Raw genomic sequence first — 12,240 nt, forward strand, 5'->3', positions numbered from 1 at the left:
CCCGTTCCCCCAAACTCCATCCGCTCATGCCTCGGGCAGATCTGCCATCAGCCGTGACAGATGATGCGCCAGCACCGCCACATTCGGCGGTTGCAGGATTGACAGGTGATCGCCCGGCACGTCAATCACTTCAAAGCCAGATGCCGCAACAGCGGCCCAGCCAAGCCCGTCCTGCGTGCTTTCGGGGCTGTCGAAGATGTTGCCTTCGGCCCGGAAGATTGTCAGCGGCCGGGTGATCGGCGTGACCTCATAGGCCTGCACCGCAAGCTCGGCTGCCACCATGAACCGGTCCACCGACATCGGCGCGGCCTTGTCCGGGGGCTGACGTTTCAGCCGCAGTTTCTTGACCCGGTAGACCGCATCCGCCCAGCGGTTTGCGACAATCCCCGCCAGATGCAATGGCCCGCGCCGCAGCAATTGGCGCAGATGCACCCCCAGCCGCGCCCGGCCCGAAAGCCGCGTCCTGCCGCCCGGGCCGGCGCTGTCGAACATCGCGATCACCCGCACCTCGCGCCCGGCGCTGATCAGCTGCTGTGCCAGGTCATAGGCGACATAGCTGGCAAGCGACACCGCCGCCAGACTGATGGGGCCTTGGGGAAATGTCTTCATGATTTCCTCGGCATAGGCGCGTGCGGTTTCCTGAACGCCCATCGGCGTATCCGGAGCCAGCAAGCCGACCGTCAGCCCGAACACCGGTTGATCCGGCCCCAGGGCCTGCGCCAGGGGGCGGAAATGTTCTTCGTTGCGGCCCAGCACATGCACCCCAAACAGCGGCGGCAGGCTGCCGCTCGGCTGGATCGGGATGATATAGCGCGGTCCCGACTGCGCCGCAGTCAGCGCCTGGGCAAGCGCGCGCGGGGTCGGCCGGCGGTGCAGGTCGGCCACGCCCAGCCGGTGCCCAAGCGCCGCCTCGATCCGGCCGATCAGCTGCACCGCCAGCAGCGAATGGCCCCCCAGATCGTGAAAGTCATCCTCCGGCCCGACCGCCTCCACCCCCAGGGTCTGCGCCATCAGCTCGGCAATCTGGCGCGTGACCGGGTCGTCACTTGGCACCACGCTGGCCGCTTGCGCCGCATCGGGCACCGGCAGGGCCGCAGTGTCGATCTTGCCACCCGGGGTGCGCGGAAAATCGGCCACCGGCACAATCACCGGCACCATATGCGGCGGCAGATGTCCGGCCACTGCCATGCGCAGCGCGACCGGGTCTGGCAGCGGCTGCCCGTCCGCGGCCGCCACCCAGGCCACCAGCCGCGCGCCGGGCGTGCCCGCACCCAGCACCTGCGCCAGCGCCCGGCCCACGCTGGCCTCGCGCTCCAGCGCCCGTTCGACATGGCGCAGGTCGATGCGGAAGCCGCGCAGCTTGACCTGCCGGTCGCGCCGCCCCAGAAAGGCCAGCGCCCCGTCTGGCCGCCAGCGCGCCATATCGCCGGTGCGGTAGATCCGCCCCAGGCCCAGAAAGCGGTCCGGCCCGAAAGCCTCGTCAGTCTGCGCCGCGTGGCCGATATAGCCATCGCTGACCGCAGGCCCGCCGATCCACAACTCCCCCGCTGCCGTGGGCGGGGCGAGTGACCCGTCCGGGGCCAGCACATAGGCGCGTGCATGCGCTGTCGGGCGGCCGATCGGAATATCCTCACCTGCCGTCACCGGCCCCGGCTCATGCAGCGTGCAGGTGATCGTTGCCTCGGTTGGCCCGTAGCCATTCATCCAGCGCGCCCCGCGCGTGATCCGCTGCCAGGTGGCCAGGGCGCGCGGGCTGATCTGCTCGCCGCCGACGATCACCAGCCGCACCGTGGGCGGCAGGTGCAGCCCGTCGCGCGCCATCTCGTCGACCAGAACATGCCAGAAGGCGGTGGGCAGGTTCAGCACGGTGATGTCGCAGCGCGCCACCTCTTCCAGAAACACCCGGACCGACCCCGCCATCGCCTCGGTGCGCAGGATCAGCTTGGCCCCGGCCAGCAGGGTGGGAATGATCTCTTCGATCGACACATCAAAGGACAGGCTGGCGAATTGCAAGACATGGTCCGACTGGGTCAGGCCAAAGGCGGCGATCATGGCGCTGGCATGGGCCGACAGGGCGCGCATCGGCACCTTCACCCCTTTGGGCACCCCGGTCGAGCCCGAGGTATAGATCACATAGGCCAGTCGGTCCGGATCGGGCGGCAGAAAATCGGGCGGCGGTGCCTGCCCCTCGGGGGCCTCCGGGGTCAGCACCTGTACAGCGCCATAGGCTGCCCCCGCCTGCGGCTGCGCGATCATCAGGCGCGTGCCGCTGTCTTGCAGCATATGGGTGATCAGACCCTCGGGATAGGAAGGGTCAAGCGGCAGAAAGGCCGCCCCCGCCCGCAGCACCGCCAGCATGGCAATGATGAAATCCGGCCCGCGCGTCAGGCAGATCGCGACAACCTGCCCCGGTCCGGCGCCGGCCTGCGCCAGCCGTCCGGCCAGATCCTCCACCCGGGCGTTCAGCGTCAGATAATCCAGAACAGCGTGCTGCCCCGCCAGCCGCAGGGCCGAGGCTCTGCCGCGCTGCCGTGCCGTTTGGGCAAAGCGCAAGGCAACGCAGGGGTCATCCGGGGCCAACTTACGGTCGGGCCGCGCCAGAGCCATCAGCGCCGCCTCTTCCGCGGGCGACAGCATCTGCAAACCGGCCAGCGGCGTTTCCGGCCCTGCCGCCGCAAAGGCCTCCAGCAGCCGGGCCATATGGTCCAGCATCGCCTGTGCCTTGCTGTCCGCGACCACCGCCGGGTCGTATTCCAGCAGCAACAGCAGGCCCGCATCGCCATAGGCCGACAGTGTCAGGGGCAGGGCACCTTCTTCGCGCAACTCCACCCGCCGGCGCGCCCAGTCCGGCCCCAGGTGCCGCATGGTTTCGCTCAGGGTGGCGCGTTCGAACATCACCATCGACCCGAACATTTGCTCGGTGCCGGGCAAGCCGCACCACCGCCGGATATCGGTCAGCGCGGCATGCTCATGGCCGCGCAGCAAGAGCGACTCCGCCCGCAACGCTGCCAAGAAGTCATCCACCTTGTGCGACGGGCTGATCTGCACCTTCATCGGCAGGGTGTTGATCAGGCAGCCCACACTGCGGGCCGTGCCCGGCACGATATGGCGGCCGGCGCGCGTGGCCCCGAACACCGCCGTGCCCTGACCGGTCCAGCGCGCCACGACCATCCCCCAGGCCGCGTGCACCACCGTGGCCAGCGTCGCCCCCGCCGCCCCGGCCCGCGCCACAAGTGCCGTTGTCAGCGCTGTATCCAGGCGTCGCTCCAGCACGCGCTTGCGCGCCAGGCCACTGTCGCCCCCCTCTTCGGTCAACGGATTGGGATGATCAAACCCCTGCAGATAGGCGCCAAAAAACGCTTCCGATGCCTGCGTGTCCTGTGCGGCAAGCGCTTTGGCATAGGCCAGAAATCCGACCGCCGGGGCAGGGGGCAAGGGGCGGCCCTTCACCGCGGCAAACACCTCGTCCAGTACGATGGCCATGCTGCGCCCGTCGATCAGGGCGTGATGCACGGTCCAGACCATCACCGCCTGTCGCGGCCCTAGCTGCGCCAGCAGCACCCGCCAGGAGGGCGCCGCCTCCAGATCGACCCCCGCCGCGCGGTCGGCTTCCAGAAACTGATGCAGCATCCCTGCCCGCCGCCGCTCGGGCAGCGCAGACCAGTCCTCAACCGTCAGCGACACCTCGATGCGGTCGCGCAGCACCTGCACCGGGGCCACGCGCTTGCGCCACAAAATTGACAGCCGCAACGCCTCGTGCCGGGCCGACACCTGGGTCCAGGCCGCACGCAGGGCGGCGGGGTCCACCACCTCGTCGTCCAGATGCACCACGACCTGTTCCAGATTGACCCATGGCCGCCCCGCCAGCACGCTTTCATAGACCATGCCCAGTTGCAGCGGTGTCAGCGCATGGTCCATCGGTGCGGGGTCGGGCAGCGGGGCGCGGGTCATGGCGTGCCCCCCCGGAACTGCGTCAGCAGGTCGGCAATCGCCACATGGTCCACCCCGATGGCCCCCGCCGCGATCAGCAGGCCCAGCAGCAGGAAGGTCAGGTCATGAAGCGCGTCCCAGGCCCCGTGCCGCCGCGCCAGCCAGATCAGCAACGGATACACCGCCAGCGCGGCAAAGGCCTGCCCCAGCAGCGCGCCCACCAGACCCAGCCATTCTGCCCCGATGATCAGCCCGCAGACCAGAAACAGCGCCCGCGCCGCCGTCAGCAGGAAATAGGCCCGGCTGTCCCCCGCCGCCAAGGCCGCCTGATCATAGGTCATGCCGATCACCGATGGAATCTGCACCACCGCGATCAGCACCACGATGGCCCCCGCCGTCGCATAGCGCGGATCATAGAGCAGGCCCACAATCCACTCGCCGCCAAAGGCCATCGCCGTCAGCAGGCCCAGCGTCACCGAAGTCAGCCCGAAACGCAGCTGGCGCAACCGCGCAAAATTCCCCGCCGATGTTCCGGGCGGGCGTTCACGGTACAGCGGTATCAGGATGCGCCCGCCGATGGTCTGGCCAAGAAGCATCGGAAAAGACGCCAGAAAGAACCCGATATTGTACAGCCCCAGCTGCTCCAGCGTCAGGTATTTGCCCAGGATCGCCTTGTCGCCTTGCGCCACCAGAAACCCGCAGGCGGTGGACAAAAACAGCCAGAACCCGAAATGCAAAAGATCCCGCGCTGCCGCAGGCTCCCAGGACAACCGGCTTTGGGGGCCGGGCAGCGCAAAGCGCACCAGCGCCAGCCGCGCGCCGGATGACACGATCCACCCCGCCACCAGCGCCCAGACCGACTCTGTGGCCCAGGCCAGCCCCACCATGACCACCAGCCCGACCGCTTGCGACATCAGGTCCAGCGCCGTCAACCGCCCCAGCCGCAAATGCCGCGCCGCGCTGTCCACCCGCGCAGGCTCCAAGCCATGCAACAGCAGCGAGAACCCGGCCACCGGCAGGATCAAGGCAAGCTCCGGCTGTCCGTAGAACTGCGCCGCAGGCCAGGCAATCGCCGCCGAGGCCAGCCACAGAACAGCCCCGCGCACGACCTGAATGGTATAGGCGGTGTTCAGAAAGGCCGGATCATCGCCGCGCCGATGCTGCAGAATGGCAGGATGCGTGCCCATGTCGGAAAACATCGTCAGCCCGACAATGAACACCGAAACCAGCGCCATCAGACCAAAGGCTTCGGGAAACAGCAGCCGCGTCAGGATCAGGTTCGACACCAGCCGCAGCGCCTGACTGCCGCCATAGCCCAGGGCTGTCCAGGTAGAGCTGCGCAATGCACGCGCAGAGAGTCCGTCGCCGCGGAACCGTGTCATGACCGGGCTCATCACAGTGCAAACCTTGCGCAAATGTCTGGCGGCGGCCCGCCCCCCGGCGACCACACTCAATTTCGTTAACCTGCCCCAAACCAGCCCGGGGCTTCAAGCCCCTGATTTGGCAACGGTGTTTTGCCGGATGCGGCCTTACGGGGGGTGGGCGCTTGCCCATCTGCCTTGGGTCACGCAGGCTCCGCGCCATTGCCAAGCCGGATCGCGGCACCGCCCGGCAGGCTTGGCTCCCCGGACACCGACGCAAACTGTCCGCGATTGGCCGGGTGATGCCGCCAGCCGCCAGCAGTTTTCCGCATGACTTTCTGAAACGATCACGGGCACTCAAAGCGCGGAGGCAGAGCCCGCCACTTTCTTAACAATCCGTGAATTTCCAAAGGCAACCCTTTGAAATCAAACGGTCCTTGTCCCTGTAACACAGGGGGAAATCTCACCCCCGGCCCTTCCACGGCACCAGTTTTTTCTCGGCCATGCGCATCACAATGTCGATCCCATAGCCGATGATCCCGATCAGGATGATCCCCATGACCACAATATCGGTCAGCTGGAATTTTGACGCCGCGATGATCATCATGCCCGCCCCTTTCTGCGCCGCCACCAGTTCGGCCGCGACCACCGTGCCCCAGCACACCCCCATCGCAACCCGCGCGCCGGTAAAGATATCGGGCAGGCTGTTGGGGATGATCACATGCCGCAGGATCTGCGCCTTGCTCGCCCCCAGGGAATAGGCCGCGTGAATTTTCGACAGCTTCACCCCCGAAACCCCCGACCGCGCCGCGATGGTCATGATCCACAGGGCGGCCAGGAACAGCAGCACCACCTTGCCGGTCTCCCAGATCCCGAACCAGATGATCACCAGCGGGATCAGCGCCAAGGGCGGGACAGGGCGCATGAATTCCACGATCGGATCGAACCAGCCGCGGAACCAGCCCGACAGCCCCATCGCATAGCCCAAGGGGATGCCCACCAGCGACCCCAGCACAAACCCCGCCATCACCCGCGCCAGCGAGGCCCCCAGATGTCCCCAAAGCGAGGTGTTCTGAAAGCCGTTGGTTGCAATCTCAATGAACCGCGCCACCACCGCTTCGGGCGCGGGCAGCCAGATCGGCTCCATCTGCATGCCGCGCGCCGCCTGAAAGTTCAGCGCGCCGCGCGGGGTCAGCGTGACCGAGCCCCCGGTGACCGCCACCTGATCGTCCACCGCCACCGGCTGGCCATTGATCGCCACCACCTGCGCGCCCTCGCCATCATTCTCGACCACGCGCAGCAGCACCGACCGCCAGGCCTGCACCACTGCCACATCGCCCTGGGCAAAGCCGCTGGCTTGGGCTGCGGTCGGTTCTGTGGGCACCTCATCCGCGGCATGCACCAGGATCCGCACCTCGGCCTGCGCTTCCGCACCGCCTTCTGCGCGGGCGGTGTAGGTAAAGCCTGCCTCACCCACAAACGGACCCGGCACATGCAGCGGCACGATGCTCGATCCGGTAAAGGCCCCCCAGATCAGGAACACCGACAAGACAGAGATCACGCTGGCCACCCGGTCGGGCTGAATGGCGGACTCGTCGCCGAAGGTTACCGTTTTCAGCGATGTGAAGTCGTGCCGCCCGCGATGCGCCTTGATGCGGCCCCAGACCAGCATCGAGACCACGAAGATCGCCACATAGAACAGCAACACCATCATGCGGCACCTTCTTTCTTGCCCATGATTTCCTCTTCCATCCCCCAGATCATCGAGAGGATTTCCTCACGCGTTTCGGCAAAGCCTGCGGATTTCTTGACCTCGCGCAGGTCCATGTTCACCCCCCGCTCGGCAAAGGGCAGGTTGTATTCGCGGAAAATCCGGCCCGGTCGCGGGGCCATCACCAGCAGGCGTTCGCCCAGCAGCAGCGCCTCTTCGACCGAATGGGTGATCAGAACCACGGTCTTGCCGGTTTCCTTCCACAGCTTGAGCACAAGGCCCTGCATCTTTTCACGGGTCAGCGCGTCGAGCGCGCCCAAGGGTTCATCCATCAGGATCACATCGGGATCATTGGCCAGACAGCGGGCGAGCGCCACCCGTTGCTGCATGCCGCCCGACAGTTCATACACCGCCTTTTCGCCGAAATCATGCAGGCCCACCGTTTCCAGCAGATGGTCGGTGATCTGGTCACGCTCCGCCTTGGCCATGCCCTTCATGCGCGGGCCAAAGTCGATGTTCTGGCGCACGTTCATCCATTCGAACAGGGCCCCCTGCTGGAACACCATGCCGCGCTCCGGCCCGGGGCCTGCCACCCGTTTGCCGCCCAAGAGGATCTGACCTTCGGTCGGGGCCAGAAAACCGGCAAGGATGTTCAGCAAGGTGGTCTTGCCGCAGCCGGACGGCCCGAGCACCGACAGAAGTTCACCCTGTTTCAGATCCAGCGAGACGTTTTGCAAAGCCTGTACCGCCGTGCCATTGGGCAAGTCAAAGCGCATCGAGACAGAGTCGATGATCAGTCCGGACATAGGTCCTCCGGTGAAAAGACGGGCGACCCTGCACGGGTCGCCGCAAGGCGTTTCAAGACTGGCTCACAGTCCCTGTGCGGCCGTCAGCGGTGCGGTGTTGACCGTGGCGTCATAGCTGGGCAGTGCGGCAGGGATCGATCCTGCGCTCACAAACACCTCGGCCACACCCTGCATGAACTCTTGTGCGCCACCGCCCAGCCATTTGGCAGAGAGTTGCTCTTCGACAGACGGAAACACAAAGGTGCTCATGTCCTTTTCGGCGGTGGCTTCGTCGATGCCCGCATCCTTGGCGATGACCGGCAGCATTTCGGCCTTTTTGGACCCTTCGTTCCACATGGCGTTGCTGTCGGCGACCACTTTCAGGAAAGAGGCAACCACATCGGGGTTTTCCGCGACAAAGGATGCGGGCGAGGAGGTGACATCGAAGACCAGAATGCCAAGCGCCTCTTTTTCAGCGCCGGTCAGCAGGACATTGCCATGTTCCTTCATCCGGTTCAGTCCGCCGCCATAGCCACAGGCCATGTCGATAGAGCCCTGGGCAATGGCCGCCGCACCATCCGGCGGGGCCATGTCGACGATCTCAAGGCTGGCCAGATCGATGTTGAAATGGGCCATCTGTTTGAGAAAGCCATAATGGGCGGCGGTGCCGAGAGGAACGGCGACCTTTTTGCCGGCCAGATCGGCGACATTGTCCTTGGTGATGTCCAGATCACTGCGCACGACGCAATTGTCATTGTCGGAATAGCTGACCGCCACGTCGATGATCTGCAGATCCTGCCCGGCGCTGGTGGCCACGACAAAGGGCGGCAGACCCTGCGACACGGCAAAATGCACGTCGCCGGCTGCCATCGCGGCAGACATGGCGGTGCCGGTGTCAAAGGCGACCCAGTTCACCTTCATGCCCAAAGCCTCGTCAAAGGTCCCGTTGGCTTTGGCGTATTGGAACGGCATCGGCCATTCCATGAAATAGGCCACCGTCACTTCGTCGAGCGCCATGGCGCTGGTTGTGCCTGCCAACAGGGCCACTGTCGCGGCGGCGCTTGTCAGTGTCTTGCGGAATGTCATCCTTGGGTTCTCCATGTTGGGGTTATCGGTCTTTTTGTCTTGCCCTCATTGATCGGGGCGGTTTTGTCTGTGTCCAGCGGCTTGACCGGGTTTCAGCAAAACGGAAGGTCTGCTTCCGCCAAAGCCAGGTCATCGCTGTCTTAATCTTTGCCCTGCTTTGCCGTCGTGCAAAACGATTTTGTAACTGGCCCTATCGGGCTGGGTGGTCTGGCCCTACGATTGCCTGCTGCAAAGGCGGATGCTGGCGCAAAGGGGCCATTGCCGGCCCCGGCCTGGTCAGAGAAAGGTAGAGCCCATGGACGGCTACAGCAGCAATGATATCTCAGACGTGGTCGAGGCCGACCGCGCCCATGTCTGGCACCATCTGAGCCAGCACAAACCCTATGAAAACGTCGATCCGCGCGTCATCGTCGAAGGCAAGGGCATGCGGGTCTGGGATGCGCGCGGCAAGGAGCATCTGGATGCGGTCTCCGGCGGGGTCTGGACCGTGAACGTGGGCTATGGCCGGACCAGCATTGCCAACGCTGTGCGCGATCAGCTGATCAAGATGAACTACTTCGCCGGGGCCGCAGGGTCAGTGCCCGGCGCGCGTTTCGCCCAGAGACTGATCGAAAAGATGCCGGGACTGTCGCGCGTCTATTATTCGAACTCGGGCTCAGAGGCGAATGAGAAGGTGTACAAGATGGTGCGCCAGATCGCGCACAAACATCATGGCGGCAAGAAATGGAAGATCCTGTACCGGGAGCGCGATTACCACGGCACCACCATCGGCACGCTTGCCACCAGCGGGCAGGCGCAGCGGGCGGCGCAATACGGGCCATACCCCGATGGCTTTGTGATGGTGCCGCATTGTCTGGAATACCGGGCGCAATGGGATGTTGCGAATTACGGCGAACGCGCGGCGCAAGCCATTGAAGAGGTGATCCTGCGCGAAGGCCCCGATACCGTGGGCTGTCTGGTGCTGGAACCGGTGACGGCGGGGGGCGGCGTGATCGTGCCACCGGCGGGATATTGGGAGAAGGTGCAGGAGATCTGCGCCAAATATGATATCCTGCTGCACATCGACGAGGTGGTCTGCGGTGTGGGCCGGACCGGCACATGGTTCGGCTATCAGCATTACGGCATCAAACCCGATTTCGTGACCATGGCGAAGGGCGTCGCCTCGGGCTATGCCGCGATTTCCTGCACGGTGACGACGGAAGCGGTGTTCGAGCTGTTCAAGGACGACCCCACCGATACCATGAGCTATTTCCGCGATATCAGCACCTTTGGCGGCTGCACCGCTGGCCCGGCGGCGGCGCTGGAGAACATGCGGATCATCGAGGATGAGGGGCTGTTGGACAACACGACCGCCATGGGCGCGCGGCTGATGGCCAACCTGCACGCGTTGATGGACAAGCACGCGGTCATCGGCGATGTCCGCGGCAAGGGCCTGTTCTGCGGCGCGGAACTGGTGGCGGACCGGGGCACGAAAGAGGCGCTGGATGAAAAACGCGTGCAGGCGGTGGTGGCCGATTGCATGGCGCAGGGCGTGATCATCGGGGCCACCAACCGCTCGGTCCCGGGGCTGAACAATACGCTGTGCCTGTCGCCCGCACTGATCGCCACGCCCGATGATATTGACCAGATCACCGATGCCATCGATCAGGCCTTGACGCGGGTCTGCGGCTGAGGCGTTTCGAGGAAACTGACTCCTCTGCCCCGCAAAGGGGCAGAGGATTCTCTTTCATGGCGTCGTCACGTGCCGCTCCTCCTCCGCAAGGGCCTCCGGCGGGAGTATTTGGGAAAGCTGCAAATGCAGCGGGCTTGACCTTTGGGCGGGCGCGGGTTTTCTGGTCTTACACCTGATAAGGCCAGATCATGCCCATTCCTGCCGAAGCCTTCTTTCTGCCGCCCGGAACGGCGGGCACCCTGCAAAGCCGGATCCGGTCGATGGTGGTGCAAGGCGTGCTGGCGGGGCGGCTGCGGCCCGGGGACAAGATGCCCTCGTCACGCGGGCTGGCGCTGCATCTGGGCGTCAGCCGGATCACCGTGACCCTTGCCTATGCCGATCTGGTGTCCTCCGACTATCTGTCGGCGCGCGGTCGGTCAGGGTATTATGTCTCTGACACGGCGCCGCGCGCGCCGGAGTTTCCCTCTGCGCCTGCGCGGGATGAAGGGGTGGATTTTGCTGCCCTGACCGGCGCGCGCTACTCAAAGCTGGCGCGGCTGGCCAAGCCCGAGGATTGGGAGCGTTATCCGTTCCCCTTCATTTACGGGCAGGCAGACCCGGCGTTGTTCGACCATCAGAACTGGCGCAGCTGTGCGTTGCGCGCGCTGGGGCGGCGCGATTTCACGGCCTTGACCTCGGATTACTACGAGCGTGATGATCCGATGCTGATCGAACAGGTGTTGCGCAGCATTCTGCCGCGCCGGGGGATTGCCGCGCGCGCGGATGAAGTTTTGCTGACCATGGGGGCACAAAACGCGCTGTGGATCGCGGCGCAGGTGCTTTTGGGGCCCGGCAAGCGCGCGGTGACGGAAAACCCCGGCTATCCTGGCCTGCGCGCCATTCTGGACCCGTCGGGGACGGAAGTGCTGGCGGTGGATGTGGATGAGGGGGGCTTGCCGCCCGAACGGGTGCCACCGGGGGTGGATGTGGTGTTCACCACCGCCTCGCATCAGTGCCCGACCAATGCCACCATGCCGGTGGCGCGGCGGGTGGCTTTGCTGGAGGCGGCGTCACGGCAGGGGTTCGTAATTGTCGAGGATGATTATGAGTTTGAGATGTCCTATCTCAAACCCGTGGCTCCGGCGCTGAAGTCATTGGATCGTGACGGACGCGTGATCTATGCCGGGTCATTTTCCAAATCGATCTTTCCGGGGCTGCGGCTGGGCTATCTGGTGGCCTCGCCTTCTTTCATCGCCGAGGCACGTGCCCTGCGCGCCATGGTGCTGCGCCATCCGCCAGGGCATATCCAGCGCACGGTGGCGTATTTTCTGGCCGACGGGCACTATGATGCGCTGATCAACCGGATGCGGGTGGCGTTCCGGCGCAGGCGTCAGGTGATGGAGGAGGCGCTGGCCGATCAGGGGCTGAGCATGGCCGGTCAGGGCGGCTTTGGCGGGTCCAGCATCTGGATGCGCGCGGGCGACGGGGTGGACTCTGAAACGCTTGCAGCACAATTGCGGGCCGAGGGCGTGTTGATCGAGCCCGGGCGGGCGTTTTTCCACCCTGACCGGGCCAGCCGTCAGCATTACCGGCTGGCCTATTCCTCTATCGCGCCATCGCGCATTCCCGAAGGAATAGCCCGGATCGCGCAGGCTTTGGGCCGGTTGCGCCAGGCTGGCAGTCTGGACTTAAAGGCGCAGACCCTCTGGCCCTAAG

Annotated in this window: 7 protein-coding genes; 2 read left to right on the forward strand and 5 right to left on the reverse strand. The window is 65.3% G+C overall.

Annotated features, from left to right (window positions below):
- Positions 1-24: 24 nt before the first annotated feature.
- The 5 genes from CXR43_RS05200 to CXR43_RS05220 form a co-directional block, all read right to left on the reverse strand.
- A complete protein-coding gene (locus CXR43_RS05200; RefSeq protein ID WP_103333011.1) occupies positions 25-3,951 on the reverse strand; it encodes a non-ribosomal peptide synthetase in 3,927 nt (1,308 codons plus the stop codon).
- Positions 3,948-5,312 (reverse strand): oligosaccharide flippase family protein, encoded by a 1,365-nt coding sequence (locus CXR43_RS05205; RefSeq protein WP_246831287.1) that lies wholly within the window; start codon positions 5,310-5,312, stop codon positions 3,948-3,950. Before CXR43_RS05205 ends, CXR43_RS05200 begins: the two co-directional genes overlap by 4 nt.
- A 442-nt stretch (positions 5,313-5,754) precedes the next feature.
- Positions 5,755-7,005 carry an ABC transporter permease gene (locus tag CXR43_RS05210; protein WP_103333013.1) on the reverse strand — a complete coding sequence of 417 codons (1,251 nt, stop codon included), beginning with the start codon at positions 7,003-7,005 and terminating at the stop codon, positions 5,755-5,757.
- A complete protein-coding gene (locus CXR43_RS05215; RefSeq protein WP_103333014.1) occupies positions 7,002-7,808 on the reverse strand; it encodes a taurine ABC transporter ATP-binding protein in 807 nt (268 codons plus the stop codon). The genes CXR43_RS05210 and CXR43_RS05215 overlap by 4 nt, the downstream gene beginning before the upstream one ends.
- 63 nt (positions 7,809-7,871) lie before the next feature.
- On the reverse strand, positions 7,872-8,873 hold the full coding sequence (locus CXR43_RS05220) for a taurine ABC transporter substrate-binding protein (RefSeq protein ID WP_103333015.1): 1,002 nt from the start codon (positions 8,871-8,873) through the stop codon (positions 7,872-7,874).
- 295 nt (positions 8,874-9,168) lie between these two features.
- On the opposite strand from CXR43_RS05220, the gene tpa reads away from it, so the two are divergent.
- Complete coding sequence (gene tpa, locus CXR43_RS05225) at positions 9,169-10,545, forward strand: hypotaurine--pyruvate aminotransferase Tpa (protein ID WP_103333016.1); 1,377 nt, start codon at positions 9,169-9,171, stop codon at positions 10,543-10,545.
- Positions 10,546-10,733: 188 nt separating this feature from the next.
- Positions 10,734-12,239 carry a MocR-like pyridoxine biosynthesis transcription factor PdxR gene (gene pdxR, locus CXR43_RS05230; protein WP_103333017.1) on the forward strand — a complete coding sequence of 502 codons (1,506 nt, stop codon included), beginning with the start codon at positions 10,734-10,736 and terminating at the stop codon, positions 12,237-12,239.
- Position 12,240: the final 1 nt, after the last annotated feature.

It is taken from the genome of Pseudotabrizicola formosa (genome assembly GCF_002900965.1).
GTDB classification, from domain to species: domain Bacteria; phylum Pseudomonadota; class Alphaproteobacteria; order Rhodobacterales; family Rhodobacteraceae; genus Pseudotabrizicola; species Pseudotabrizicola formosa.

Bases quoted from the DNA above. Each gene is read 5' to 3' on its own strand.
- CXR43_RS05200 (WP_103333011.1), bottom strand. From the start codon at position 3,951: ATGACCCGCGCCCCGCTGCCCGACCCCGCACCGATGGACCATGCGCTG.
- CXR43_RS05205 (WP_246831287.1), bottom strand. From the start codon at position 5,312: ATGACACGGTTCCGCGGCGACGGACTCTCTGCGCGTGCATTGCGCAGC.
- CXR43_RS05210 (WP_103333013.1), bottom strand. From the start codon at position 7,005: ATGATGGTGTTGCTGTTCTATGTGGCGATCTTCGTGGTCTCGATGCTG.
- CXR43_RS05215 (WP_103333014.1), bottom strand. From the start codon at position 7,808: ATGTCCGGACTGATCATCGACTCTGTCTCGATGCGCTTTGACTTGCCC.
- CXR43_RS05220 (WP_103333015.1), bottom strand. From the start codon at position 8,873: ATGACATTCCGCAAGACACTGACAAGCGCCGCCGCGACAGTGGCCCTG.
- tpa (WP_103333016.1), top strand. From the start codon at position 9,169: ATGGACGGCTACAGCAGCAATGATATCTCAGACGTGGTCGAGGCCGAC.
- pdxR (WP_103333017.1), top strand. From the start codon at position 10,734: ATGCCCATTCCTGCCGAAGCCTTCTTTCTGCCGCCCGGAACGGCGGGC.